This window comes from Bartonella sp. B1098, assembly GCF_944896145.1.
GTDB lineage: Bacteria > Pseudomonadota > Alphaproteobacteria > Rhizobiales > Rhizobiaceae > Bartonella.
On record NZ_CALYLP010000003.1, the window covers coordinates 634,774 to 661,744 of the forward strand.

The 26,971-nt window shown below is 42.1% G+C and carries 27 protein-coding genes, 1 other RNA gene and 4 pseudogenes; 11 read left to right on the top strand and 21 right to left on the bottom strand.

What is annotated here, in order from left to right; all coding sequences use genetic code 11:
- Positions 1-144 precede the first annotated feature (144 nt).
- The 7 genes and pseudogenes from NNJ85_RS07160 to NNJ85_RS07185 form a co-directional block, all read right to left on the bottom strand.
- On the bottom strand, positions 145-357 hold the full coding sequence (locus tag NNJ85_RS07160; protein WP_254474778.1) for a hypothetical protein: 213 nt from the start codon (positions 355-357) through the stop codon (positions 145-147).
- Positions 329-457, bottom strand: coding sequence for a hypothetical protein (locus tag NNJ85_RS09670; protein ID WP_256481088.1), 129 nt, complete (start codon positions 455-457; stop codon positions 329-331). Before NNJ85_RS09670 ends, NNJ85_RS07160 begins: the two co-directional genes overlap by 29 nt.
- A 237-nt stretch (positions 458-694) precedes the next feature.
- On the bottom strand, positions 695-835 hold the full coding sequence (locus NNJ85_RS07165) for a hypothetical protein (RefSeq protein WP_254474780.1): 141 nt from the start codon (positions 833-835) through the stop codon (positions 695-697).
- 188 nt (positions 836-1,023) lie between these two features.
- Positions 1,024-1,164: a hypothetical protein gene (locus tag NNJ85_RS07170; RefSeq protein WP_254474780.1), complete on the bottom strand. Its 141-nt coding sequence runs from the start codon at positions 1,162-1,164 to the stop codon at positions 1,024-1,026.
- 225 nt (positions 1,165-1,389) lie between these two features.
- Entirely contained in the window at positions 1,390-3,969 is a 2,580-nt protein-coding gene (gene clpB, locus NNJ85_RS07175; protein WP_254474782.1) for an ATP-dependent chaperone ClpB, read from the bottom strand.
- A gap of 304 nt (positions 3,970-4,273) precedes the next feature.
- Positions 4,274-4,531: a hypothetical protein gene (locus tag NNJ85_RS07180; RefSeq protein WP_254474784.1), complete on the bottom strand. Its 258-nt coding sequence runs from the start codon at positions 4,529-4,531 to the stop codon at positions 4,274-4,276.
- 1,214 nt (positions 4,532-5,745) lie between these two features.
- Positions 5,746-6,982 (bottom strand): annotated as a pseudogene (locus NNJ85_RS07185) (MFS transporter).
- Positions 6,983-8,032: 1,050 nt separating this feature from the next.
- Here NNJ85_RS07185 and NNJ85_RS07190 point away from each other — a divergent pair.
- Positions 8,033-8,401: a helix-turn-helix domain-containing protein gene (locus NNJ85_RS07190; RefSeq protein ID WP_254474788.1), complete on the top strand. Its 369-nt coding sequence runs from the start codon at positions 8,033-8,035 to the stop codon at positions 8,399-8,401.
- 192 nt (positions 8,402-8,593) lie between these two features.
- Here NNJ85_RS07190 and NNJ85_RS07195 read toward each other — a convergent pair whose 3' ends face one another.
- Positions 8,594-8,992 carry a type II toxin-antitoxin system VapC family toxin gene (locus NNJ85_RS07195; RefSeq protein WP_005774742.1) on the bottom strand — a complete coding sequence of 133 codons (399 nt, stop codon included), beginning with the start codon at positions 8,990-8,992 and terminating at the stop codon, positions 8,594-8,596.
- Positions 8,989-9,240, bottom strand: coding sequence for a DNA-binding protein (locus NNJ85_RS07200; protein ID WP_005774741.1), 252 nt, complete (start codon positions 9,238-9,240; stop codon positions 8,989-8,991). The genes NNJ85_RS07195 and NNJ85_RS07200 overlap by 4 nt, the downstream gene beginning before the upstream one ends.
- 777 nt (positions 9,241-10,017) lie before the next feature.
- Between NNJ85_RS07200 and NNJ85_RS07205 the strand changes: the two genes are divergently transcribed.
- The gene (locus NNJ85_RS07205; protein WP_254474908.1) at positions 10,018-10,386 is read left to right on the top strand and encodes a helix-turn-helix domain-containing protein; all 369 of its coding nucleotides are present in this window, start codon (positions 10,018-10,020) and stop codon (positions 10,384-10,386) included.
- A 321-nt stretch (positions 10,387-10,707) separates the two neighbouring features.
- On the opposite strand, the gene NNJ85_RS07210 is transcribed toward NNJ85_RS07205, so the two are convergent.
- The 7 genes and pseudogenes from NNJ85_RS07210 to NNJ85_RS07240 all read right to left on the bottom strand — a co-directional run bounded on the left by NNJ85_RS07210 (position 10,708) and on the right by NNJ85_RS07240 (position 14,259).
- Positions 10,708-11,097, bottom strand: coding sequence for a hypothetical protein (locus NNJ85_RS07210; RefSeq protein ID WP_254474797.1), 390 nt, complete (start codon positions 11,095-11,097; stop codon positions 10,708-10,710).
- A gap of 518 nt (positions 11,098-11,615) precedes the next feature.
- Entirely contained in the window at positions 11,616-11,738 is a 123-nt protein-coding gene (gene yacG, locus NNJ85_RS07215) for a DNA gyrase inhibitor YacG (protein ID WP_371923331.1), read from the bottom strand.
- 89 nt (positions 11,739-11,827) lie between these two features.
- Positions 11,828-11,962, bottom strand: a pseudogene (yacG, locus tag NNJ85_RS07220) (DNA gyrase inhibitor YacG); the annotation flags it as partial.
- A 77-nt stretch (positions 11,963-12,039) separates the two neighbouring features.
- On the bottom strand, positions 12,040-12,369 hold the full coding sequence (yacG, locus tag NNJ85_RS07225) for a DNA gyrase inhibitor YacG (protein WP_254474799.1): 330 nt from the start codon (positions 12,367-12,369) through the stop codon (positions 12,040-12,042).
- Between the two features lie 21 nt (positions 12,370-12,390).
- Positions 12,391-13,161, bottom strand: a complete 771-nt coding sequence (locus NNJ85_RS07230; RefSeq protein ID WP_254474918.1) for a Maf family nucleotide pyrophosphatase — start codon at positions 13,159-13,161, stop codon at positions 12,391-12,393.
- A gap of 239 nt (positions 13,162-13,400) precedes the next feature.
- Positions 13,401-13,619 carry a translation initiation factor IF-1 gene (gene infA / locus NNJ85_RS07235; RefSeq protein ID WP_004857577.1) on the bottom strand — a complete coding sequence of 73 codons (219 nt, stop codon included), beginning with the start codon at positions 13,617-13,619 and terminating at the stop codon, positions 13,401-13,403.
- A gap of 472 nt (positions 13,620-14,091) precedes the next feature.
- Entirely contained in the window at positions 14,092-14,259 is a 168-nt protein-coding gene (locus NNJ85_RS07240) for a hypothetical protein (protein ID WP_254474801.1), read from the bottom strand.
- A gap of 568 nt (positions 14,260-14,827) precedes the next feature.
- On the opposite strand from NNJ85_RS07240, the pseudogene NNJ85_RS07245 reads away from it, so the two are divergent.
- Both NNJ85_RS07245 and NNJ85_RS07250 read left to right on the top strand, forming a co-directional pair.
- A pseudogene (locus tag NNJ85_RS07245) lies at positions 14,828-15,197 on the top strand (helix-turn-helix domain-containing protein).
- Positions 15,198-15,630: 433 nt separating this feature from the next.
- Positions 15,631-16,021, top strand: a pseudogene (locus tag NNJ85_RS07250) (helix-turn-helix domain-containing protein).
- A 1,701-nt stretch (positions 16,022-17,722) separates the two neighbouring features.
- Here NNJ85_RS07250 and NNJ85_RS07255 read toward each other — a convergent pair.
- Together NNJ85_RS07255 and NNJ85_RS07260 are read right to left on the bottom strand one after the other, a co-directional pair.
- The gene (locus NNJ85_RS07255) at positions 17,723-18,298 is read right to left on the bottom strand and encodes a disulfide bond formation protein B (protein WP_254474803.1); all 576 of its coding nucleotides are present in this window, start codon (positions 18,296-18,298) and stop codon (positions 17,723-17,725) included.
- A gap of 10 nt (positions 18,299-18,308) precedes the next feature.
- Positions 18,309-18,461: a DUF5993 family protein gene (locus tag NNJ85_RS07260; RefSeq protein WP_012232294.1), complete on the bottom strand. Its 153-nt coding sequence runs from the start codon at positions 18,459-18,461 to the stop codon at positions 18,309-18,311.
- A gap of 834 nt (positions 18,462-19,295) precedes the next feature.
- On the opposite strand from NNJ85_RS07260, the gene purE reads away from it, so the two are divergent.
- A complete protein-coding gene (gene purE / locus NNJ85_RS07265; RefSeq protein ID WP_254474805.1) occupies positions 19,296-19,793 on the top strand; it encodes a 5-(carboxyamino)imidazole ribonucleotide mutase in 498 nt (165 codons plus the stop codon).
- Here purE and NNJ85_RS07270 read toward each other — a convergent pair.
- Both NNJ85_RS07270 and NNJ85_RS07275 read right to left on the bottom strand, forming a co-directional pair.
- Positions 19,770-20,144, bottom strand: a complete 375-nt coding sequence (locus NNJ85_RS07270; RefSeq protein WP_371923332.1) for a pentapeptide repeat-containing protein — start codon at positions 20,142-20,144, stop codon at positions 19,770-19,772. The genes purE and NNJ85_RS07270 overlap by 24 nt on opposite strands.
- Positions 20,098-20,259: a hypothetical protein gene (locus NNJ85_RS07275; protein ID WP_254474809.1), complete on the bottom strand. Its 162-nt coding sequence runs from the start codon at positions 20,257-20,259 to the stop codon at positions 20,098-20,100. Before NNJ85_RS07275 ends, NNJ85_RS07270 begins: the two co-directional genes overlap by 47 nt.
- Before the next feature lie 105 nt (positions 20,260-20,364).
- On the opposite strand from NNJ85_RS07275, the gene NNJ85_RS07280 reads away from it, so the two are divergent.
- The 3 genes from NNJ85_RS07280 (at position 20,365) to NNJ85_RS07290 (ending at position 23,658) form a co-directional block, all read left to right on the top strand.
- A complete protein-coding gene (locus tag NNJ85_RS07280) occupies positions 20,365-21,393 on the top strand; it encodes a 5-(carboxyamino)imidazole ribonucleotide synthase (protein ID WP_254474811.1) in 1,029 nt (342 codons plus the stop codon).
- Positions 21,394-22,602: 1,209 nt separating this feature from the next.
- On the top strand, positions 22,603-22,728 hold the full coding sequence (gene ykgO / locus NNJ85_RS07285; protein WP_013545486.1) for a type B 50S ribosomal protein L36: 126 nt from the start codon (positions 22,603-22,605) through the stop codon (positions 22,726-22,728).
- Between the two features lie 144 nt (positions 22,729-22,872).
- Complete coding sequence (locus NNJ85_RS07290; protein ID WP_254474818.1) at positions 22,873-23,658, top strand: M48 family metallopeptidase; 786 nt, start codon at positions 22,873-22,875, stop codon at positions 23,656-23,658.
- 37 nt (positions 23,659-23,695) lie between these two features.
- On the opposite strand, the gene NNJ85_RS07295 is transcribed toward NNJ85_RS07290, so the two are convergent.
- On the bottom strand, positions 23,696-24,367 hold the full coding sequence (locus NNJ85_RS07295) for a pentapeptide repeat-containing protein (protein ID WP_254474820.1): 672 nt from the start codon (positions 24,365-24,367) through the stop codon (positions 23,696-23,698).
- Positions 24,368-24,620: 253 nt separating this feature from the next.
- On the opposite strand from NNJ85_RS07295, the gene ssrS reads away from it, so the two are divergent.
- From ssrS to NNJ85_RS07310, 3 genes are all read left to right on the top strand, one after another.
- A non-coding RNA gene (gene ssrS / locus NNJ85_RS07300) (6S RNA) lies at positions 24,621-24,781 on the top strand.
- 376 nt (positions 24,782-25,157) lie between these two features.
- Complete coding sequence (locus tag NNJ85_RS07305; protein WP_254474822.1) at positions 25,158-25,763, top strand: 5-formyltetrahydrofolate cyclo-ligase; 606 nt, start codon at positions 25,158-25,160, stop codon at positions 25,761-25,763.
- A gap of 18 nt (positions 25,764-25,781) precedes the next feature.
- Positions 25,782-26,603 (top strand): TIGR00282 family metallophosphoesterase, encoded by an 822-nt coding sequence (locus NNJ85_RS07310; RefSeq protein WP_254474824.1) that lies wholly within the window; start codon positions 25,782-25,784, stop codon positions 26,601-26,603.
- Positions 26,604-26,971: the final 368 nt, after the last annotated feature.

The following is a 26,971-nucleotide window of genomic DNA, read 5'->3' on the forward strand; positions in this document are numbered from 1 at the left end:
TTATATTGTTCTTTTAATATTTTGTGTCATTCTTTCTCATAATCATCTCTCATGCAACCAGAATGCCCAAAACATAAAGCACAAAATAAACCATCATGATGTTGCTCATTCACGCGTTTTTGAAAAAATTTGAAAAAACATGCCTTACTGCTTTCGCCATTTCACGACAGTGCACTGCAAAATAACGCTCCATACCTTGTGATCATAAAAACCAACCTTTCCCCCTTCACTCTCTCCTCCCTCTCTTATAGCAACCACGCCCCCTTCATCCCATTCTCTCCCATTTCGACACTCTCTCCTCCCTCTCTCTGCTTCCTCTTCTCTCCCATCAACGCATCCATACGCCCCCCTCTTCATCACAACGTGTTCCTCCATTGACAAACGCTTCCTCTTCGCCTTCCAATCCTCTCCACCCCATAACAAAAGCTTCACCCGCCCCAAAGCACACACAACGCATAAATCCCCCCACGCTCTTGAACGTTCACTTCATTTTCACAGATACACATTTTTACGCTTTTACAGAAATAAGCCAAATGAAACGTCCAAACCAACCACCACACACCACTCTATAAACAATAATGTGAGCGTAAATAATCCAAACGCTTTCCTAGCAGATTTTCACCATTGTCCACTAAAGCAGAGCAGCACACCATAAGCGCCCCTAAAAACAACGGCGCTTTATGGCATAAGAGGATTATTGCCCCTCCTCTTCGCCCTCCAAATCCTCTCTCCCCTCTCCACGCCATGACAAAAGCCCCAATACGCCCCAAAGCACACACAACGCATAAATCCCCCCACGCTCTTGAACGTTCACTTCATTTTCACAGATACACATTTTTACGCTTTTACAGAAATAAGCCAAATGAAACGTCCAAACCAACCACCACACACCACTCTATAAACAATAATGTGAGCGTAAATAATCCAAACGCTTTCCTAGCAGATTTTCACCATTGTCCACTAAAGCAGAGCAGCACACCATAAGCGCCCCTAAAAACAACGGCGCTTTATGGCATAAGAGGATTATTGCCCCTCCTCTTCGCCCTCCAAATCCTCTCTCCCCTCTCCACGCCATGACAAAAGCCCCAATACGCCCCAAAGCACACACAACGCATAAATCCCCCCACGCTCTTGAACGTTCACTTCATTTTCACAGATACACATTTTTACGCTTTTACAGAAATAAGCCAAATGAAACGTCCAAACCAACCACCACACACCACTCTATAAACAATAATGTGAGCGTAAATAATCCAAACGCTTTCCTAGCAGATTTTCACCATTGTCCACTAAAGCAGAGCAGCACACCATAAGCGCCCCTAAAAACAACGGCGCTTTATGGCATAAGAGGATTATTGCCCCCTTCTATCCCATGGAATTTCCCCCCACTTATGCTTCAGGCGAAAAATCCAAGCGATCTCCTTGTTTTGTAACTGTCACCGCCGTCTCATCGTGAATTTCTCCAAACAAGATTTTTTCTGCGAGCGGATCTTGAATTTCCTTTTGGATAATCCGTTTAAGGGGGCGTGCCCCATAAAGGGGGTCATAACCTTTATCGGCAAGGAACTGTCGGACTTCTGGTTTGATATGCAAGGTTATGTTGCGTTCATTGAGCAAATTTTGCAAATGTTGTATCTGAATATCAACAATCGCCTCCATATCTTTGCGTTGCAACCGCTGAAAGAGAATAATCTCATCGATACGGTTTAAAAACTCCGGACGGAAAGCGGCTTTGACAACATTCATCACATCGTCTTTTGCTTGATCAACCGTTTGCCCTTCCGGCAAAGCGGTTAAAAATTCAGCACCAAGATTGGAAGTCATAATCAACAAAGTATTACGAAAATCGACTGTTCTTCCTTGACTATCGGTCAAGCGCCCTTCATCCAACACTTGCAGCAGCAGATTAAAGATATCCGGATGCGCCTTTTCAATTTCATCAAAGAGAATAACTTGATAAGGTCTTCTTCGCACGGACTCCGTCAGTACGCCCCCTTCTTCATATCCGACATATCCGGGCGGCGCCCCAATGAGCCGCGCCCCAGCATGCTTTTCCATATATTCCGACATATCAATACGCAACATAGCATTGGGATCTTGAAAAAGAAACGCCGCCAAAGCTTTGGTGAGTTCTGTTTTTCCCACACCGGTAGGTCCCAAGAACATAAAGGAGCCGAGGGGACGATTAGGATCTTGCAACCCAGCCCGTGCCCTCCGGACAGCTCGCGCCACCGCTTGCACCGCTTCACCCTGTCCCACGACACGGGTAGCAATTTCATCTTCCATGCGCAAGAGCGCTTCGCGTTCTGCTTCCAACATCCGATCAACAGGAATACCGGTCCAGCGAGAAATGATCCGTGCGACATGTTCAGCGGTCACCGTTTCTTCAACGAGATGATTTTGTTGGTCATCATTTTCGGCTAAGGTCAATTGTTTTTCGAGTTCCGGAATAACACTATAAGCCAATTCCCCAGCGCGTTGGAATTGTCCATCCCGCTGTGCAATTGCCAAAGCATTGCGCGCTTCTTCGAGTTGTTTTTTCAAATCAGCCGCATGCCCTAATTTTTGTTTTTCAGCCTGCCAAGCCGTTGTCATCTCGGCGGACTGTTGTTCCAATATTTTGAGTTCTTCCTGCACATTTTTCAAACGTTCTTTTGCTGTAGGTTCAACATCTGTTTTCAAGGCCTCCCGTTCGATTTTCAACTGTAAAATGCGCCGATCGAGAGCATCTAATTCTTCGGGCTTTGAATCAACCTGCATACGCAAGCGTGCAGCGGCTTCATCGATCAGATCAATAGCTTTATCGGGCAAGAAACGATCAGTAATATAACGAGAAGAAAGTCGTGCAGCAGCAATCAAAGCACTATCTGCTAAACGCACTTTGTGGTGCTGTTCATATTTTTCTTTAATCCCACGCAAAATAGAAATCGTATCTTCCAAAGAGGGCTCAGGTACGAAGACCGGTTGAAAGCGGCGGGCAAGAGCTGCATCTTTTTCGACATATTTTCGATATTCATCCAAAGTTGTAGCGCCCACACAATGGAGTTCTCCACGGGCAAGAGCCGGCTTTAACAAGTTGGAAGCATCCATCGGACCATCAGATTTTCCAGCCCCCACAAGGTTATGCAATTCATCAATAAAGAGAATAATTTGCCCATTTTCGGCTTGCACTTCCGCCAGAACGGCTTTAAGGCGTTCTTCAAATTCCCCGCGGTATTTTGCACCGGCAATAAGCGCACCCATATCCAACGCATAGAGTTGTTTATCGCGCAAAGTTTCTGGAACATCGCCATTGATAATGCGCAGCGCCAACCCTTCAACAATAGCGGTTTTTCCGACCCCTGGCTCTCCGATCAGCACAGGATTATTTTTCGTCCGCCGTGAGAGCACCTGAATGGTGCGTCGAATTTCTTCTTCTCGCCCAATGACAGGGTCGAGTTTTCCTTCGCGTGCATCTTTTGTGAGATCACGTGCATATTTTTGCAAGGCATCATATTGACCTTCGGCATGGGGGCTTGTGGCTGTTTTTCCTTTGCGCAGATCATTAATTGCCTGATTAAGCGCCTGCGGGGTCAAGCCCGCCTTTGTGAGAATATCGGCTGTTTTTGCAGATTTTTCCATCAACAGCGCTTGCAACATGCGCTCGACAGTAACAAATTGATCACCGGCTTTTTGTGCGAGCTCCTCTGCGGCTGCGAAGACTTTTGCCACCGGCTGCGAGAGATAGAGTTGTCCATTTCCCCCTTGCACTTTTGGCAAAACTTCGAGTGCTTCTTTAAGTGCCTTTTGAATAAGCTTCAGATCTCCCCCTGCTTTTTGGATCAGCGATGCAGCCAATCCTTGTGGATCATCTAACAACACTTTCAAGAAATGCTCTGGCATAAACTGCTGATGATCAGAAGCCAGCGCGTTATTTTGTGCTGATTGTAAAAAGCCCTGCACGCGTTCGCTATATTTTTCCAAGTGCATTTTTTTCCTTTCTTGAGGCAACTCTTTAGGCATTTTTTTTAGTCATCGCCCCAGCCCTTTTGTTTTCTCAAAACACTAAACCAAAAGCTCTCCCCCGCATGTCATAAAGACCGCCCCACCACACGAACACCAGAAACGTTGAAGCATGAAGAACTGTCGTGTTAAAATGAATATGGGTTATGATCTAAACGAGTGCAAGAGCAAAACATGAAAGAAAAAATAAAGACAAGAAACGCGTGCAAAAAAGCATCATAAAACCAGAAGATAAAAGGTTTTGCAAAACAGCGCCCCCAAAAAAATGACCTCATTCCTTGCGACCAATGACACATCCCCATCCCCTAAAAACATTCAGGAGAGCGCCCTCAAGAAAAACATGAAAGCCCCCCCTAGAAAAATTGACTTTACCCCGCCATGCGCGCGCCTCTTCCTCCAACACACATCCAACATAAATCTTCCTCCCCCCTTCTATCAACGCCCCAACATCCTTAGCGCACCTTTTTCCTCTCAAGCTTATCTCCCTACTGACAGCCTCTCTCCTCCAGTCACGCCCCTTCCATCCCACTCTCTCCTTCCTCTCTCTGTTTCCTCTTCTCTCCGCTCAACGCACCAATACGCGCGTCCCTTCTCCATCTCAACTCACCCTCCATTAATAAAATCTTCAGCTCCAAATCCTCTCTCCCCATTCCACACTATGGCAAAAACCACTCCCCACCCCAAAGCTTGCACAAAGCATAAAACCCTCCACGTCCTTGAACCTCCCCTTTCTTTTTCACAGATCCACATTTTCACGCTTTCCCATTTTCACTCAAAAGCAGCCAAAGAACTTCAAAACCACCCCACTCCCCCTTCAAAAAGCAAATTCCCCTCAAAGGACAAAATGCTCCCCCACTCTATAAACAACAATCCCAATAAACAACAATCCAACCTCTTGCCCCACGCCTCCACAGATCAAACGCCCTTCTCCATCTCAACTTACCCTCCAATTAATAAGATCTTCAGCTCCAAATCCTCTCTCCCCATTCCACACTATGGCAAAAACCACTCCCCACCCCAAAGCTTGCACAAAGCATAAAACCCTCCACGTCCTTGAACCTCCCCTTTCTTTTTCACAGATCCACATTTTCACGCTTTCCCATTTTCACTCAAAAGCAGCCAAAGAACTTCAAAACCACCCCACTCCCCCTTCAAAAAGCAAATTCCCCTCAAAGGACAAAATGCTCCCCCACTCTATAAACAACAATCCCAATAAACAACAATCCAACCTCTTGCCCCACGCCTCCACAGATCAAACGCCCTTCTCCATCTCAACTTACCCTCCAATTAATAAGATCTTCAGCTCCAAATCCTCTCTCCCCATTCCACACTATGGCAAAAACCACTCCCCACCCCAAAGCTTGCACAAAGCATAAAACCCTCCACGTCCTTGAACCTCCCCTTTCTTTTTCACAGATCCACATTTTTACGCTTTCCCATTTTCACTCAAAAGCAGCCAACCAAAGGCTCACACTCCTGCGCTCCTCAGTACACAGCCACTTTGTAAACAACACAACAGTTTAGCAACGCTCCTATCTTGAGATCACCGCCCTTGGGGAGCGGTGCGACAAAAGGCGCGACAAGCAAGCTCCACAATCCACACACACAAAAAAAGCGCCTTAAATGTATAAAGCGATAAAGCTGATATCACCACAATTCAAAGATCAGTGTTTTACGCCATGATAGGATCATGAACGCACTGTCTTTTTTAAAAAAAGAAACGGCATGGAGATCTCAAATCGCTCAATGATCATTCTCGACTGTCATGTGAAGGGGGTATTAACGTTTTACTTTTTTTAATTTTTATAACACCAGTCATTCCAGTGGCAATAATAAAGGCAGACATCGCTAAAAAAGAGCCCATTAATCCGACGAGTGCAAAAAGTCCAGCAATAAGGCCAGACACGGCTTCCGCAGAGTTTGCTAGGGTTGAAAAGGTTCCAAAACTCTTTCCAAAATCTTCACGATGAGAATATAATTGAAGCGCTGAGACTAAACTAATATCCACAAATGCACCCGTAAAGCCTAAAACAAAGGCGAATACGAGAAGGAGTTTTAAAGAAAGGATTGAAATTAAAGGCATAACAAATAAAACGCCCCCATAAAGAAGCCAAAAGATCATAAGCTTTAATGATGTAACATTGACGATCATTTTATGATAGAACAAACTGCCGACAATCGTTCCCACAGCCATGAGAGAAAAAAGTGAACTCACAAAGCTTTCCTCTGCCCCTATAGAGAGAACAAAAGCTGGAATTAAAAATCTTAAAATTGCCCCCGTAAAGAGAATAGCAAACGCCGATCCAATGAGCGTAACCAATAAGTTATTATTTTCAGTAGAAATAGTTTTAAGATAAGAAGCTGTTTCCCGATAAATTTTTATAAAATTGAATGATTGAGTCTCACTTGAATTTAAACTCATGAGATTCAATAACAGGATAATAGAGATAAAGTAGGTAAAAAAATCAAAAATGAGGACGGTGGATTTATTGGCTAAAAACAGCAGGAGGGAACAAACTAAAGGACCAATGACGGCGGCAATTTCATTGATAATTTGTGCAAGACTATTTGCCTTTGTCAGATCCTTGATTGCAAACATTCTAGGAATAGCAGCTTGAAAGCTTGGTTGAAAAATACTTCTTCCGATTGTTGTACCTATTGCTGCCAAAATAAGCACAATAATATGGTCAGTCCCTGTTATAGTGGTTATGAACACGAAGAATGCAGCGAATAATCTCACCACTTCACTGCAGATCATATTTTTCTTCAAAGAAAAATTATCTGCGAACCAACCGCCTATAGGTCCAAAAAAGAGAAAAGGGATAAATCGAAAAAAATATACAAGACCGATCAAAAAGGCATTATCTGTGACTTCTAAGACAAGTAAAACGAAAACGACTTCATAAGCATAATCACCAACTTTAGAAATAAACAGAGAAGAAAAAAGAGCGAAGAGACTCTTTTTTAAAAATAACTTCATATCACCCACCCGATATTCAACTTTTTTACAGTTAAAATTCCCCGCCCTTTCATACAATTGATGATATGAACTTCAAAGGAACGCCCAATTCGTTGTTAAAATATCCCCGCTAAGTATTCCATACCTGATATCGACCTCAAAGAACATTTTTTCACAAAAAAGAGGATAATTCTTGAACTCCAAAAAATATTTTACCTTTTCAATATCTTCATTTTTCTTGCCAATCTTTTGAAATTGCCTTATGAATGAATACTGTAATTTTGGTCGCTTACGCAACGATCAATAGGGATTTGAAAACCCCGAAACTTGACACATAAATTTATCCCGCTTTGCTGGTATTTCCCGGGTTTCCGGGAGCTTTTGCTATGTCCAGGTGCTTACCAGCACTAAAAGCAAAAGGCTGGCTGAGCTCAGTGCTTTCAAACTCCCGGAATACCAATGCGAGGGCGCTCGCACTAGGCGGGGAAACAGAGTGCAAACCAAAAATTCACAGTTTCAAACCAAAAACCCACATTTTATTGATATTTCTAATTAGACAAAAGCACCCTCAAACATTATCCGTTAATCCCCCTAAAATACAAGATTCAGATCACGCCCCCTCAAAGGACGAAGGACCGTATTTCAAAAAGCTTACCAAACAAGCCTTCCCTTAAATATTCAACACGCACAAAAACACCTAAATTGTAAATTCATATACCCAATATCGAATCTTAAAGAGTGTTTTTGACAGCATAAGAGGATAATGAGATAATTCTTGAGCTTCAAAAAATATTTTTACCTTCCCAATATCTTCATTTTTCTTGCCAATCTTTTGAAATTCCTTTATTAGTTAAAAGATATTTTGATCGTCTACGCACCGATCAAGAGGGAAAACAAGCCCTAAATCCGAGCGTACAATTATGCCTACTCTTGTGGGTGTCCCGGGATTCCGGGAGATTTTGCTATGTCCAGGTGCTTATCAGCACTAAAAGCAAAAAGCTGACTCGGATTCAGTACTTGTTACTCCCGGAATACCAATGCGAGGGCGCTCGCAACCGGAGGGGAAACAAAGTGCAGACCAAAAACCCACATTTTATTGATATTTCAATCGGCAAAAGAATTCGTCAAAGACGCATTGCCATGGGGCTTACTCAAAAGGCATTAGGAAGCTTTTTAGGGGTGAGTTTCCAACAAATTCAAAAATATGAAAAAGGTTTAAACCGTGTAAGCGCAAGCTGTTTACTAGAAATCACCAATATACTACAAGTTCCAATAAGCTTTTTTTATGCGGATCTTTTAACAAAGGATATTGTTACAAAAGAAAATCTCTCAAACCCTGATCAATACATCTATAGCGAAAAAGAATTTTCCCTTTTAAAAAACTTTAGAGAGCTTCCCCGCAAAAAACAGCAGGCGATTTGGTGTCTAATCTCTGATTAGACCAAAGCGCACAGCAACATTCTTCGCGCATATCCCTCCCCCCAGCTTAAGATTTCCCCATCCCCCAAAAAGAGCAGTGTTTTAGGGCATGATAGTATAAATTTATCATAGAAGAGAAAAATGCGCTAAGCTTAAAAAGTAAGCCCCATTATTCCTATAACAATGACACCATCACGATCTTAACTGACAAGGTTAAGAAAGGAGTCTTGCTGAGAGCCCATTTTGCGTTAGCAGGTCTATTGCTAATTTATCAAATGAAACAAAGGTTTCACCACCTAGCCAATGTCCCTCATAAGATATAATTCCATCAGCAAAATCTCCACCAGCCTCAAGCATAGCAAGCCCTGCTTCAACAGCTGGTCGATTCATGACGACATTACGCGTTGCAAGAAGATCACGAACCATCAAAGCAATCTCTTCTTTTGATAATTTTGCCCCGCGGCGGAGTATCCAAATCAGTTCGCAAAGACAAGGCAGAGAAATAGCGATGAGAGAAGCTTCTCTTAAGATCTTACTTGCTATTTCACCTTGCTTTTTATCATCTTGTAAAACAGCGCGGGCTAGAACATTTGTATCGACAGAAATCTTCACTTTTTCCCCGCCCAACCAGAGGCAGCAATTTCGTTCATTTCTTCCACAGTCAGTGTTTTTTTAACTTTTCCGGCAAATCGTCCGATAAAGCTATCAATTGTGCTTGTAGGCTGTGCTGCTTTTATACGAAGTTCACCACCTGGTAACTTATCAAAGTTGATGCGCTCCCCTGGTTTAACACCAAGGTGCTGGAGTAAATCCCGCTTCAGCGTCACTTGTCCTTTTGCTGTAACAGTTAGTGAAGGCATAGAAAAATCCCCTTAATATAGATATCGTTATTGAGTATATATAAAAAAATAATGAAAAATTCAATTACTTTTTAAAAATTGCCAAAGCGCTATAGGGCAGATCCTGAACATGAGGAATTGTAAGATATATTCGTTTTCATACCGGCAATACCTGATTATCCCCGAAAAATAGGAGACCTTGAACTCCTCACAGCGTTAAACAACGGTGCTTTATAGCATAGAAGAATGTGTAGAATTGAAGATAATCATGTTTCATCTATCCACTGACACAAATGCGATCAATAGGAAAAGCTTTTAAAGCAGAAAAACACGCACCATTGAAAAAAAAATGATGTGGCCGTAGGTTTTACGCATCCTCCACCTTTTGCTAAAAACAGCAAAGGAACGCCCAATTCGTTGTCAAAATATCTCCGCTAAGTATTCCATACCCTAATATCGACCTCAAAGAACATTTTTTCACAAAAAAGAGGATAATTCTTGAACTCCAAAAAATATTTTACCTTTTCAATATCTTCATTTTTCTTGCCAATCTTTTGAAATTGCCTTATGAATGAATACTGTAATTTTGGTCGCTTACGCAACGATCAATAGGGATTTGAAAACCCCGAAAACTTGACACATAAATTTATCCCGCTTTGCGGGTATCCCGGAATTCCGGGAGTTTTTGCTATGTCCAGGTGCTTACCAGCACTAAAAGCAAAAAAGCTGAGTCAAGTCAGTGTTTTCAGCTCCCGGAATACCAATGCGAGGGCGCTCGCAACTGGAGGGGGGCTTAAAGTGCAGACCAAAAACCCACATTTTATTGATATTTCAATCGGCAAAAGGATTCGTCAAAGACGCATTGCCATGGGGCTTACTCAAAAGGCTTTAGGGAATTCTTTAGGGGTGAGTTTCCAACAAATTCAAAAATATGAAAAAGGTTTAAACCGTGTAAGCACAAGCTGTTTACTGGAAATCGCTACAAAACTGCAAGTTCCAATAAGCTTTTTTTATGCGGATCTTTTAACAAAGGATATTGTTACAAAAGAAAATCCCTCAAACCCTGATCAATACATCTATAGCGAAAAAGAATTTTCCCTTTTGAAAAACTTTAGAGAGCTTCCCCGCAAAAAACAGCAGGCGATTTGGTGTCTAATCTCTGATTAGACCAAAGCGCACAGCAACATTCTTCGCGCATATCCCTCCCCCCAGCTTAAGATTTCCCCATGCTTAATATCACCAAATCCCAAATGATGATATTTTACAACATTGTAGGATATAACCAGACCTCAAACGACGCTGTTTTACGGTCTCATAGAGGAACATCCCTCCTAAGAATAACCAACATCAAAGTCTAGAGAAGACCTTTCACTATTCTCAGCAGAATTTTATCTGATTGGACAGGTCTATAGTTTCACTTCTTAAGGCGATTTTTCTGCCAACATTTCTTTATTATCTCCTTCTTTTAGACAAACCGCCAAAGGGATTTCATCTCTTATAAGTACGGACATAATAACGTGTTACTCCAGCCTCATCATAATAGACAGTAGACAGGATACCTATATTTGTTGGCATTATTTGATAAGTCAAAACGACACCATTTTGCTGTTTATTTGGTTGATCTGTATAGATCACGCGATATCCATTGCGTTGCAACAGATCGATAAATAAAGGTGCAAAATCGTCTTCTCTTTTACTTTTTTTCACAATAAGTGTTGTTTGAGCTGGCAATAAAGATTGTTTAAGATTGTGAACAAAATCATGAGCAATTAATTTTATATCAGAGTTGGTAATATTTCGATCAACATAATTTGCATGATTCATAGATGCGCAACCAGCCACCAACACAAGTGGTAACGGTAATAAATATCTTGACATCTTAACCCCCTCTCAATTGTATTTTCTCTTAAGAAGCTCCTACACCAAAAGTTAAGAGCACCTTTGCTAAAAAGCAATGTTAACAATGTATTGGTTTGTAATCAAGGAATGGTACATCAATTTTTCACGCGTCAAAGAGACGGTGGCTTGATAGCCCTCAAAACTTATCCTTAACCTATAGTGATACTTCAGATACAAAATATATATGTTAAACGTCAACAAAACACATGGAAGGCATAGCGTAAACATATCCTATATGGACACTTACTTTCATGCTATTCTGCATCAATACAGCCTCCACAAAGCATAAAACCCTCCACGTCCTTGAACTTTCCTTCTTTTCTTACGATTTTACGATTTAACGTTTTTACGCTTTACCATCTTTACTAAAAAGCAACCCAATGAAACTTTCCCCTATTCCCCTTCAAAAAGCAAATTCCCCCAAAGAACAAACCCTCCCCCCAAGCTTTGCCCCAATACGCAAAACTCACACAACCTCCACCATAGGAATCCGCCCTTTATTCTTCTTCATCGCTAACCTGTGGAGGTGGAGGAAGGATATAAGCCCCCGAAAGCCAGCGATTGAGATCAATGGCGCGGCATCGGGGTGAACAAAAAGGATACGCAAACTTTTGAGACATTGGACCACAAACGAGAAAATGACCCTATTCCCCTAAGCTTTGCCCCAACACGCAAAACTCACACAACCTCCACCATAGGAATCCGCCCTTTATTCTTCTTCATCGCTAACCTGTGGAGGTGGAGGAAGGATATAAGCCCCCGAAAGCCAGCGATTGAGATCAATGGCGCGGCATCGGGGTGAACAAAAAGGATACGCAAACTTTTGAGACATTGGACCACAAACGAGAAAATGACCCTATTCCCCTAAGCTTTGCCCCAACACGCAAAACTCACACAACCTCCACCATAGGAATCCGCCCTTTATTCTTCTTCATCGCTAACCTGTGGAGGTGGAAGAAGGATATAAGCCCCCGAAAGCCAGCGATTGAGATCAATGGCGCGGCATCGGGGTGAACAAAAAGGATACGCAGACTTTTGAGACATTTGACCACAAATAGGACAAGGATGCGGAGGACGAGTCTCTTTTGGTAAATTGGGCTCTTGTTGCTCAGAGCGTTCTTTTTGGCTATGGAATTTCTTTTGACTTTGAAACGTCTGCGCCTCTTTCATTAAATTTTCTTCTGTTTTTCTTTTTTCATTTTGCCTTGTTTTATTTTTGCTTTGCACTTTTTGCTGCCTTTCACCCTGCATAGCTCTTACCTTCAAATTTTTCTACGGCATCTCTTCAGTCCACTGAGCGTAAAGTGGATAGTGATAAGCAGTCAAGAGATCGGCAGTTTCAGCCAAAGGCAATCCCACGACATTCGAATAAGAGCCTGCGATATAGACCACAAAAGCCCCTGCTTTTCCTTGGATAGCATAGCCACCCGCTTTCCCTTGCCATTCTCCGCAAGCAAGGTAAGCCTTCATCATAAAAGAGGTTAAGCGTCTAAAACGGACACGCGTTTCAACCAATTTTACGGTTATTTTTCCTTGTTCATTCAAGGCACAAATGGCGCCATAAACCTTGTGCGCCCTTCCAGAAAGGAAACGCAAACATTCATAAGCCTCATCCTCCCCTTCTGGTTTGGGAAGAATGGTGCGCCCCACCGCCACCACCGTATCAGCCGCCAAGATAATCGTTTTCTGCCCAGATAATTTTTTTGGAACGTTTTGCAATTTTTCTTGAGGGTTTTGATTTTCTTGGGCAGAGTTTTGATTTTCTTGGGATTTTTGAGCGTACCAGCGCAAGCTCTCTTGCGCTTTGAGTGCTTTTTCTTTTGCCAAACGTTTGGCAAGGCTTGCGGGATGTTCTTTTAATTTTGGTGTTTCATCAATATCGCTTGCATAAACCTGTTGGGGCTCAATGCCCATTTGCGCTAAGAGCATTAAACGCCGTGGCGAAGCGGAGGCAAGCACCAAATGAATTTCTTCTCCCAAATGCATTTTCCCCCCAAGAGTTTGTGCCCAACGTTTTTTCCCCCACTCTTTTATAATTTTCATTTCCACCCCTTTTACAATCGGCTTATTTTTTCCCCCATATTTAAGCGCCATGGGTCTCCTTATTCTTTTTGTGCACTGCCCTTAATTCTTTTTGTATACTTTCCGCACTGATTTTACACTTTTTCAAGGTCATTTTAAACATTGCTCTTTTCTGACGCAGAGAAAGTCCCTTCAAGGACTGTTAAAAATCACAGAAAGAATATTGTGACTTTTACAAAAAAGCGCCCCCCTCCATAAGGCTACTTATAGCGGTATGTAATGCGTCCTTTTGTCAAATCATAAGGGGTCATTTCGACCATGATTTTATCACCGGCTAACACGCGAATACGATTTTTTCGCATTCTTCCAGCGGTATGTGCAATAATTTCATGATCATTTTCGAGTTTTACACGAAACATCGCATTTGGTAAGAGTTCGGTAACGATACCCGAAAATTCTAAAACTTCTTCTTTTGACATAAACAATCATTTCCTTTACAATGCACATATTTTGTTAAGCTGTGCGTTATTTTCCAGCGTTCATATCCTATTTTCTCAAATTTGTGAATAAAAATTCAACAAAAAGGGAAAGGTTTTTCCAGTTTTCTCTTTTCTGTTCTCAAAAAACCTCACCCTCCATTTTGAGCATTCCAATTTCATTCCCTCAAATTTTACCTGCCAATTTTTTTCAATTTTTAGAATGATATTGGTTTCAGCATGACAAGAAATGACATTCAATCCCCCCAATTTTTCTCTCCCTCTCTCTCGTCCTCCCACACACACTTACCTCTCCCTCTCCTTCCCAACTTATCCCCCTTCAATCATACCACTCCTCTCCATCCTAATTTGCTCCTCCACTCACAAGACGCTCTTCCCAGTCACATCTCTCTTTTCACCCCAGCTTGTCCCTCCATTCACAAACTCTTCACCCCCAATTCTCTCCCCCCTCCAATCATGCCACAAGCCCAAACCACACCCCAAAGCTTGCACAATACATCAATCCTCCACGGCTTAAACGACCCTTATCTTTTTGCAGATACACGTTTTTACGCTTTACCATTTTTAAAGAAATCTGTAGACTAAACTGCCGATAACAAGACCGATTGACTTGCCCCCACAAGACAAAACTTCCCTCCCCACACCACTGCGAAAACAAAAGTTTACAAACGACAATCCAACCTCTTGCCCCCGTGCGCTATCCCAAATCACCTCTTTAAAAACATGGAACAGACAGGACCAAACAAGCCTCATTCCCCATGCTGATCACTTCATGTGGTCCAGATCACTCCCTCTCAGCGAGAATACTTCATAAAATACGCCTTGCTCTATCCCGAATGACTCTCTTCACCACTCCGTAAAGAGTGTGTTTTTAGGGCATAAGAGTATAATTCTTGAGCTCCAAAAAATATTTTCACCTTCCCAATATTTTCATTTTTCTTGCCAATTTTTTGAAATTCCTTTATTATTTAAAAGATATTTTGATCGTCTACGCACCGATCAAGAGGGAACTAAAAGCCCTAAACCCTAGCGTATAATTGAACCCACTCTTGTGGGTATCCTGGGATTCCGGGAGATTTTGCACTGTCCAGGTGCTTACCAGCACTAAAAGCAAAAAGTTGATTAAGCTCAGTACTTTTAGACTCCCGGAATACTAACGTGAGGGCGCTCGCACGAGGTGGGGGCTTAACATGCAAACCAAAAACCCACATTTTATTGATATTTCAATCGGCAAAAGAATTCGTCAAAGAAGAATTGCCATAGGGCTTTCTCAAAAGGCATTAGGAAGCCTTTTAGGGGTGAGTTTCCAACAAATTCAAAAATATGAAAAAGGTTTAAACCGTGTAAGCGCCAAATGTTTACTGGAAATCGCTACAAAACTACAAGTTCCAATAAGCTTTTTTTATGCGGATATTGTAACAAAAGATATTATCTCAAAAGATCATCACGCACACGATGATCAATATACCTATAGTGCAAAAGAACACGCTCTTTTAAAAAAATTTCAGAGAGCTGCAACCCAAAAAACAGCAGGCAATTTTTTGGCTCATTTCTGATTAGACAAAAGCGCACAGAAACATTCTTCGCTCATACTATCCTTTTCAGTAAAATTATACCACGCATCAAAGGATGAAATTTCATCAGACTTGACCAAACTATCCCGAATATTCCTGCTCTTTTTCCCTTCTGAAACAACATTGCTTTACAACCATAACAAACAAAAAATGTTTTGATTGTTCTTGCTAATCTTTTGAAATTCCTTTATTGATTAAAGTGTGTTTTTGATCGTCCACGCAACGGTCAAATAGGGAGCTAAAAGCCCGAACGCTCAGTACATAAATTTATCCCGCTTTGCGGGTATCCCGGGATTCCGGGAGATTTTGTTATGTCCAGGTGCTTACCAGCACTAAAAGCAAAAAGCTGACTGAGCTCAGTACTTTTAGCCTCCCGGAATACCAAATGCGAGGGCGCTCGCAACCGGAGGGAAAACAGAGTGCAAACCAAAAATTCACAGTTTCAAACCAAAAACCCACATTTTATTGATATTTCAATCGGCAAAAGAATTCGTCAAAGAAGAATTGCCATAGGGCTTTCTCAAAAGGCATTAGGAAGCCTTTTAGGGGTGAGTTTCCAACAAATTCAAAAATATGAAAAAGGTTTAAACCGTGTAAGCGCCAAATGTTTACTGGAAATCGCTACAAAACTACAAGTTCCAATAAGCTTTTTTTATGCGGATATTGTAACAAAAGATATTATCTCAAAAGATCATCACGCACACGATGATCAATATACCTATAGTGCAAAAGAACACGCTCTTTTAAAAAAATTTCAGAGAGCTGCAACCCAAAAAACAGCAGGCAATTTTTTGGCTCATTTCTGATTAGACAAAAGCACACAGAAACATTCTTCGCTCATACTATCCTTTTCAGTAAAATTTATGCACCTCTCAAAGAGAGTGTTTCATAAAACACGACAGATAATGCCACTCTAAAATATTCTTAATTTCTACGCACTTTCAAAAAAGTTCCCAACCATCATTGCTCCACAAAGCACCAAATAATCCCGCTTCTCCCCCCCCACACACACAAGACAAAACTGCCACCCCGAGCACTTCTGTAAACAAAGATCTGCAAACGACAATTCAGCCTCTTGCCCCGCGCGCTATCCCAAATCGCCCCCTCAAAAACATGGAACAGACAAGACCAAACAATCCCTATCCTCCACGCTTTTTCATGCATCCTTTCGCACCACCGCTTTTTTGTATACAACCATCCTAACTACCCATACGCACTTTCCTCCTCCTCCCTTCCATCCTCTCATCCCCCACACTTACCTCTTCCTCTCCTTCCCAACTTCTCCCCCCTCCAATCATGCTACCCCTCTCCATCCCATCTTGCCCTTCCACTCACAAGACGCTCTTCTCCAGTCACGCCTCCCCTTTTCATCCCAGCTTGTCTCTCCAATCACAAACTCTTCACCCCAATTTTCTCCCTCCTATTTCACACCATGCCACAAGCCCAAACCACGCCCCAAAAGCTTGCACAACACATCAATCCTCTACTCTTTTTTGCACATTTCTGTTTTCACGCTTTTACAGATTTACAGAAATATCTGTACAAAATGATGATACGACCACGTTTTTTTAAATGCCTTTAAAATCTTGTACCTATTTTCACGTCAATCTCCTACTTTAATTTCGATTCCCCTTTAATTTCAATCATAGAGATAAACCGGTTTATTATTTTATTGACCAGCGCAAAATCTTACACACCCATTTGGGTGATCAAAAGGGGTCATAAAAAGCATTTTTACAATTTTTGAGAGAATTCTGCCCCACAAGCGGTGCTTTTTTAGAATGAACAAAAATCCATTGAATGGCTTTACTCTCAGAAAGTTATACATGAGAAAACTTTTTGATTTTCGCCTTCAATATTCACAACGATAAATTGTTTTTCTACGTCAATGTTTTTTTGTAAGGAGCATCATCATCAAAGTGCTCATGCTTTTCTAAAACAAAGACTTCACAGAAAAAACATCGAAAAAGCAGATTAAAAAAAAAGGTTCGTCTCTTATAAACAAACCTCAGAGAAAATTATTGAGATAACTTTCAAAATTTTAAACTACTCCCTCTAAAAGTATCTAAAATACTTTAGAAGCACCAAAATGAATACAAAGAATCATCTAGCACAGAGCGAAAAAAAATCAAGAACAAAAAATTTTTATCGTTAATGCACCCTTAACAAACGTGGGCTTTTTTTATCCCCACCACCGCTCGACAATCCAACGGCTCGCCCCCTCTTCGAGCGAATCCCTCCACAGCGTTTAAAAATAGTGCGGATTTTAAAAAAACTTACAAGACCCAAAAGACAACAAACCAAGTCTTTTTTTAACAGATCAATCACAAATAGGCATAAAAGCCAATTTCTCGATACAAGATCGCTTTGAGGAGATCAAAAATCTTGATGAACATCACCCCAGTACACTTGATGAATTATCCCCCGAGTAAGAAAGAAGCGGATTTTTTTTAACATCTCCGCCTCTTTAACCGTAAAATTATGATGAGGGATAATTAAAAAAATTTAAGACTATGAAGGGAACCAATTTGATAACAATTCATATCTTACAGGGTCATCAGCGCATTGTCCGCCACCACATTCCAATATGGTCGAAATCAAATTTGCCGCGATTAAAAACACAAATAAGAAACTTGCCGTTTTACTTAAGATTGGCAAAGGAGAAAATTCTTTAAACTTGTGTGCCAATTCGCCTAAAATCATGACGAATGCCACAGCAAAGATACAAAGGACAGAAATAATGAAAGCCCAAGTATAAAAATGCAATCCAAAGAACGTTGAACCATATCCCAGATCATCAGGTGTGATATGCAAAAATACCTGCCGAGCAGCAACAGCACTGGTAACCATACAACCGATAATAACCATCCCATAATGGGTATTTTTCACCCTATGGTGAATATTGAGCAAGAACCCACATCCAGCCAGCATCAATCCAACGCGTTGCAGTAGACAAAGGGGACAAGGTAACTCAAATTTCACCAATTGATAATAAAAAGCGACCACCAAGACAATGGACAATCCAATCAGTCCTAGTGTATTCATAAAAATGACGAAATGAGGATTTTTTTGTTCAACATTTTCCATGGCTATTCTCTCAAAAAGATAAATTCAAAGTAGAAGTTGCGTGATGATTAAAAGTTAGAAGAATAACAACGAACAAAATAGCCCACAAAGCATAACTTATATTTTTTTTGCCATACACCGTTGTTATTGCAGTGCCTAAAGCGATTAAAAATGGAAAAAACATAACTTTTAAATCTCCTTTCTTAATATCCGGTGTTTAACTGTTCTTTCTTATTATGAGCGTTCATACATATTAAAAAATTGGGCAAAAAAGAGACCATGGATTTATTATTCACAATTCATCCTTCACTTTGTAGTGCCGTTATCTTTATGGTCTTATCGTTACATTTATATGAAGAAATGATGAAAGAGATAATCGCCTAAAAGCGCCTCTGAACAAAAATTAAAGCGTTGATTATTTGCGTTTTTTGATCTCAACAATGATTGAAAAAGCCTCTCCCCCTATACTTAAACCGCAAAATAAAAAGCCTTTGAAAGACAAGATATTCCTTTGTACTTTTTCTAAAAAAATATCCTTATTTACAACGCAGTTCTGCCATAAAAATCTCTTTTTATCATAAACAGTGTTTCAAATTGCACCATATTGTAAAGTATATGGGAACGGTATTCATTTTAGCAACAAAAAATGAGATATTTTCTAAAACCCCTATAGTTTTCAAAGATTTTTCCAGAATATATTTTCAGCCTGTATTTTTTGCTTTTTGCTTCAAAGTACATTTTCTTTAAAGTACAAAAGCATTCTTAAAGTAAAAGCCGCTCTCGCTGGTTTTAGCTCTCCCCCTCCAACATATTGAACAGCAAAAAGCTCAAAGGACAGTATTTTATGAGCTTGAAGAGGGTATTTTTGAACTTCTGTATTTGCCCTTTAAATTTTAACCTTTCAATCTTATTTTAAAAAAACTGTTTCTCTACCATCAATTGGCTTTGCAAAGAGATTATAAAACTCTTACAAAACGAATGATAAAGAATCGCCTTGAACCTTTGAAAAGGACGAAGAATGATGAAGAAATCATGTGATGTCGGGATTTTAATGGGGAGCCAATCGGATTGGCAAACGATGTGCCATAGTGCCGATATTTTGACGGCTCTTGGCATTTCTCATAGTTCGCATATTGTCTCAGCCCACCGCACTCCTGAACGCCTTTATCAATTTGCCAAAGAAGCAAAATCGGCAGGTTTTAAAATTTTAATTGCTGGTGCTGGGGGGGCAGCCCATCTTCCTGGAATGCTGGCAGCGCTTACGCCGCTTCCTGTTTTTGGCGTTCCAGTGCATTCACAATCTCTCTCTGGTCAAGACTCTTTACTTTCAATCGTGCAAATGCCAGCAGGCATACCGGTTGGCACGTTAGCCATTGGCAAAGCAGGGGCAATTAATGCCGCCCTTTTAGCTGCCGCTGTCATGGCGGTTTATGATCCTGATCTTGCCCAACGCTTAGAAGATTGGCGTCAGCAACAAACCACCAATGTCGCGCTAACGCCTGTAACGGAGGCTTAAAATGGCACTGTCTTCCAGCATGCCCTCCAACGCCATACCCTCCAACACCGCGCCCTCCAACACCGCGCCCTCCAACACCGCGCCCTCCAACACCGCGCCCTCCAACACCGCGCCCTCCAACACCACACCCTCCAACGCCACACCCTCCAACGCCACCCTCCAACACCACACCCTCCAACACCACACCCTCCAACACCACACCCTCCAACACCGCGCCCTCCAACACCGCGCCCTCCAACCCGCGCCCTCCAGCACCGCGCCCTCCAACACCGCGCCCTCCAGCACCGCGCCCTCCAACACCACCTCAACGCCAACCCTCCAACACCACACCCTCCAACGCCACACCTCCACGCCACACCCTCCAACACCACACCCTCCAACACCGCGCCCTCCAACGCCACCCCTCCAACACCGCGCCCTCAACACCTCCTCCCACCCCCTCCAACGCCACACCCTCCAACGCCACCCCCAACACCCCTCCAACGCCACATCCTCTAACGCACCGGCCTCTTCCAACACGCTCTCTCCAGGCAGTGTCATTGGTTTAATCGGCGGCGGACAATTAGCACGCATGCTCGCCATAGCGGCAGCAGAATTAGGATTTCGAACGGTTATTTTTTGCCCTGAATCTGATTGCCCAGCCGCTCAAACAGCCAATAAGCATATTGTTTCCTCCTATGATGATACATCAGCCTTAGATGAATTGATTGCGCAGTGTGATGTTGTCAGTTATGAATTTGAAAATCTTTCGCTTGAAACGGTTCAATATGTAGAGGAAAGCAAGCCTGTTTATCCTTCTTCTAAAGCCTTAGAGATCGCACAAGACCGACTTTTTGAGAAACAATTTTTACGGGATCAAGGGATCAACACCGCCTCATGGCATGCTGTTGACGATTTTTCTTCTCTTATTTCTGCTCTTGATGCCTTAGGTAAACGTGGTCTTTTAAAGACACGTCGTTTTGGTTATGATGGAAAAAATCAGATCAAGCTTGATCATCCCGATGAACAAACCTGTAAAGAAGCCTTAAAAACTTTTCAAGGACAGCCTTGTATTTTGGAAGAGATCGTTCCTTTTTTATCGGAAATTTCGGTTCTCTCGGCGCGGACAAAAGAAGGGACGCATATTTTTTATGATTGTCCTGAAAACCAGCATCAAAACGGCATTCTTCATAAATCCTTTGTTCCCTCTCATATTCCCCTTGAAGTGCAAAAAGCCGCGCAAAACATCGGCCTTACCGTAATGGATGCTCTTAATTATGTAGGTGTTCTTTGCATTGAATTTTTTGTCTTAACGGATGGTCGTCTTTTAGTGAATGAATTAGCCCCGCGTGTACATAATTCTGGTCATTGGACGCAAAAAGCCTGCATCACCTCACAATTTGAGCAGCATATACGTGCGATTTGTGGTCTGCCCTTAGGCAGCTCCTATCGCCATAGTGATTGCCAAATGACCAATCTTCTTGGGAACAATTTGAACACTTTAAAATATTTTCTCACGCAAGAGCGCACTTCGATCCATTTATATGGCAAACGCACTGTCCAACCCTATCGCAAAATGGGCCACGTCATTCAATTAACGGGACCAGCGAGAAAATCTTAACCCCCCTATACAAACTTTTTCCCATTTTTCCGAAGTAAAAAAACAAAAACCTCCGCGCGCACCGCGATCCAACGGCTCAGCAGCAATGCCTCTAACCCTTGTCCCCCTCACGGCTTTCTCTCCTCAAAATTCCCTTCTCCTCCATGCCTCCCTCTAAAAAAAACAAAAAAATGTACCATTCAACAATCCAACAGTCCTTCCCTTTTCAAAAATATCCCTCCACGACTTAAAACCATCCACTACCCCACTCAGTTTTGCCTTTTCTCCACCTTTTCCAACATCATTTTTCCCCCATCCATAGCCTTTTCATTCCAACCTTTAAGGAATAGACTTACCGCTTGCGCCCATAGCAAAAGCACTCTTACAATGCGCTCTTCTTGTCTCACGCCCCCCAGCTTTTTTTAGTATTTTTCCATCTTTTCTTTAAGTTTGTTCAGACAATGAATAATCATGAAATGATAAGACGCCTCAGGAACCGTGAATATCCATTGATTTTATACCCTATTTTATGGCATTTTGTACAAAGCCTCCCCTTATCGTAAGCCTCCTTTGTTTATGCAATAGGCTTGTCACATATAAGAAACTATTTTCTCTCTCTTATCTCAGCAATATCATTCATCAAGCCCTTCAAAACAGCGCTTTACAAAGCAGCAAATTTTTCGCGCTTCAAGCATCTTTCAAGAGCCACGAACAGCGCCGCCACCCTTTAGCTCTCCTGTGTCTTACAAGCTTCATAGCCCTGCTCTTTTAAAAACATCACCACGCCCTTAAAAGCCCCCCACTATGGAACAATCCAATGGCGCAACAACGCGGCCCGAACTCTTCAACGCCCCCCTGACAGAGCTTATTTGTTCAAAGCTGAGAAGTTTTTAGCTTATTTTCACGCCTTATCCGTCTTTTGCTCAAATATTTTGTCCTTCAAAGCAAGCATCAAGCCCCTTTTTGTCGCAGAGAGACCCTTGACAAGAGTAAGTCTTCTTGTTAAATTCTCTATCACTTTTTTTGCAATTTTCACTTATTCATTGTGCTAATGAAGTGTATTGATGCGTGCCTTAAGGGTGCGTTTTTATTTTTATGATCACAGTGAAAAAGTGTAGAGTGTTGTATTATGATGCAATGATACGATCATAAGGCAATATTCATATGCCGTGTATTGTTTTATTGTTGTTATGATATTGTATTATATAAACTGTTTAAACGGTGAATAGGATGAAAATTAAAAATTCGCTTAAAGCACTCAAGGAACGCCATCGGAACAATCGTTTGGTGCGCCGTAAAGGGCGTATTTATATCCTCAATAAAACGAACCCACGTTTTAGAGCGCGTCAGGGCTGATTTTTTCAGAGTAAGTGTTTTTATGCCTACTTTTTGTAGGCATTTAAAATTTTCTCTTGAGATTTTTTAAGGAGTGTAAGTCTGTTGATGACGAGTCCAGTGTTTGAGAATATTTGGTGATTTATCTTTTGAGGGCTTGTTTTTATGGATTTTTCTATTTTAAGAGCTTTTCAATTTTTTCCGCGGTATTTTTTTTATCTTTTTCAGCGCGCTTTTTTTCTTTCTTTGATGGGTATTTTTTGTTTCATTTCTTCTAGCTATGGACAAAATCCCCCTTCACTTCCTGAAGATCGTCCTTCTCCACAGTCGCTTTTACCCTTAGATGATCTGATCCCCAATTCTCCTCCTCCCTCTTCCGCAACGTCCTCTGATTCTGATTCGTCAGTGATGATTCTTGAAGATTTCGACTCAGAGCAGCTTTCCTCTGTTGATAGAGTTAAGCAACGCAAAGAGGCAGAAATTTTACGTTTATTGAAAGAATTAAAATATTGCGCTGATGTTGCAAAAGCAAAAAAGATCAGTCAACAACTTCAACTTTTATGGTCCCAATCGGGGAGTGAGACGATTGATCTTTTAATGTTATGGGCTGAAAATGCGATCAATAATGATGATTATGGGCTTGCGCTTGATTATATTGATAATGCTCTTGCCCTTTTACCTCACCACGCTGAAGCTTGGATAAGACGTGCTTGGATTCACATTCAACTGAGTGATTTCAAACTTGCCATGCTTGATCTCAACCATGCTCTTGAACTTGAGCCGCGTAACTACATTGCCTTTTTTGAACTTGGAGTTACCATGGAAGCGACAGAGCGTCCAAAACTTGCTCTCAAAGCTTATGAAACGGCCTTAAGCATCTATCCACAAATGCAAAGGATTCAAAAGCGCATTGCAACTTTGTTAGACGAACAATCACCGCAAGCTCTTTGAATGGATCATACTTAAAACAAAACCCTTTAAGTCTATTTCAAGTTTGCATAAAACGCGCAGCCCCTTTCAAGCTGAATAAATGAACCCTGCTCCCTGCCACACACAAGCCCTCCACGCCCTCCAGCACCACGCCCTCCAACGCCACGCCCTCCAACGCCACGCCCTCCAGCACCACACCCTCCAGCACCACACCCTCCGGCACCACGCCCTCCAACGCCACGCCATCCAACGCCACGCCATCCAACGCCACGCCCTCCAGCACCACGCCCTCCAACGCCACGCCCTCCAACGCCACGCCCTCCAGCACCACACCCTCCGGCACCACGCCCTCCAGCACCACACCCTCCGGCACCACGCCCTCCAACGCCACGCCCTCCAGCACCACACCCTCCGGCACCACGCCATCCAACGCCACACTCTCCAACGCCACGCCATCCAGCACCACGCCATTCAGCACCGCCCCCTCCAGCACTATGCCATTGGCAATGTTTTTTTTTACAACCTTAGAAAATGATAAAAACGAAAGGCATCCCCTGCGTGCCCTCATAATTGAAAGCAGCCTTAAAATACACTTCATAAGACAAAAAACTTCAAAGGTGCTTCGTTTGAATTCAACAAACATCCTTGAATAAGAAATATTCCCCTTCAAGCTTTGCCGGCAAACATTTCCGTAAAACATCAAAATAAAGCCTTGCCTAGAAAGCGCCAATCAAGCTTTCCCCCGAAAAAGCAAAACGCCCATCAAACATTGCCAATGGAAAAAAGTTGCTTCATTCCCCCTCTTCCATCCAGTGTTTTTTTTGATTTTTATACTTTGAATAAGCCATCCATCCATTCTTCAGTGCTTCCCCGCCATCACCAGCGAGGGTGTAAAAAATCTCTTGTAAAACTTTATAAAAAATAAAACATTTGCGGTTATTTTATCTCTAGCAGAAGCTGTGAAATTGTTTTATATTAAAGAGGGTGTTCTGCGCTTCTCGACAGGAAATAACGTATTCCTGAGACCTTAGTGATCTCCAAGGGAGCTGTCCCTGATGAAGCCCGTGGGCTTTTTCATATGGCGCCCACCTATTTGTATAGGTTCCCGGGATCAACTTTTTCCATCGGCTGTTGTGGATCACCCTTTTTTGCATCATTTTCCCCCCCCTAAAACTTTTTTCCCCTACACTAAAATTGTTCATGTCCTTTTCTATTGAGATTCCCTTTTCTATAAATCAATAGCTTCTTTTTAAGCGATTAAAATGACGATAAGCTTTAACTTCATGAGATTTGCAACAGCTGATAAAAATAATATCCCCTATCAACTTCATCCCTTCGCGCGAAAGCACGCAAGAATGGTTTATCGCGTTGTGATGCTTTTTCACAAGAAGAGCCCGCCTTAATTTTCATAAAGCTTGACTTGTTCCACGCCCATGACTCTTATTCTGAGCAGCGGTTTACAAAATACAAACCATGGCTACAATGGAGACAAGACCAACCGCTAAACAAGTGACGAAACAATGCCCCAAGTTCCTCTCTGTGAAACAGCTTCATCCCTTCGCGCGAAAGCACGCAAGAATGGTTTATCACGTCGTGATGCCCTTTCAAAAGAAGAGCGCACGCTGTTTTCACAGCGTGCTTGTTGCCACTTTCTTGAATATCTTGAAAAAAAAGGGACAGATTTTTCACGCCTCATTTTAGCAGGCTATTTTCCCATTAAATCGGAAATTGACCCGCGCCCTCTCCTTGAGGCGATAGCCTCACGCGGAGGGCGTTTAGCCTTACCCGCCGTGCTTGATTCGACCACCATGATTTTTCGAGCATTTTCGCCACACACGCAGCTTGAGCCTATGCGTTTTGGCACCGTTGGTCCAGGAGCAGACAATGCGACTGTTATCCCCAATAATATTCTTGTTCCACTTTCTGCGTTTGATCATCACTGTCACCGTCTTGGCTATGGAGGCGGCTATTATGACCGCACCGTTGAAGCCCTTGAAAAACAAGGACATCATATGGCATTATGGGGCATAGGCTTTTCGTGTCAGGAGGTTTTCTCTATTCCAGCAGCCGAACATGATTTACAGGTTCAAGGAATTTTTACAGAAAAAGGTTTCTTAAAATGTTAAAATGTGATTAAAGCGCCTATGCGGTTTTTATTTTTGGGTGACATTGTCGGTAACACAGGCTGTGAAGTTGTTTTTAAGCATCTTCCTCAACTGATTGAGAAATGGCAGCTTGATTTTGTTGTGGTCAATGGAGAAAATGCCTCTGATGGTTTTGGTCTCGCCCAAGAGACATATCAAGATCTTTTAATGGCGGGTGTTGATGTTGTGACCACCGGCAACCATGCTTTTTCTAACAAAGAAGCTTTACAGTATGCGCATGAGAGTGATCGTTTTTTACGTCCTGCCAATTTCTCGAAAGAGACTCCAGGAAGAGGTGCTGGTGTTTTTACGGCTAAAAATGGTGCGCGTATTCTTGTCGCCAATCTATTGGGCAGTGTTTTTATGCCCGATAAAGTCACCGATCCCTTTGAGATAGCGGAAAATATTCTGCTTGCCTGTTCGTTAATGGAACAAGCCGATGCGATTATTTTTGACTTTCACGCAGAGACGACGAGCGAGAAGCAATGTTTTGGTCATTTTCTTGATGGTCGTGTGAGTGTTATTGTTGGCACGCATACGCATATTCCCACCGCTGATGCACAGATTTTAGAAGGCGGCAGTGCGTATTTAACAGATGCGGGCATGTGTGGTGATTACAACTCCTCCCTTGGCATGGATAAAGAAGAACCGTTACACCGTTTTCTTTATAAGACGAAGCAAGATCGTTTTGAACCGGCACGTGGACCTGCCACCCTTTGTGGTTTTGCGGTTGAGATTTCAGACCGCACCGGCTTAGCAGAAAAGGTCTCAGCAGTGCGCATTGGTCCGCATTTAAAGCCGGAAGTTCCAGATTTTTGGTAGGCTTTAAGCGCCCCTTCCTTTAAACCGCGCCCCCTCTTTTAAGCCTCTCCCTCTTTAGCCCCGCCCTTTGATGGATCACGCACCACTCTTCCCTTTTGAAAACTCAGCAAGAGACGATTCTTGCAGCTCCCAATCAATTAAGAAATCTCTCAATCATTTTTACACATTTTTATGAGCGGACATTCATTAACATGAGTGAAGGCATTAACATGAGTGAAGGACGATAACGTATAAAGCGACCTTTTTTCCTGTAGACAACGCTAAAGGATGAAAAAATGTCTCTATACTTATAAGGATAAATTATCTTTTATTAAGTATAGATTATTTTATTGACTTTAAAAGTCTTAAGTTTTGAAAAGTATTTGTTT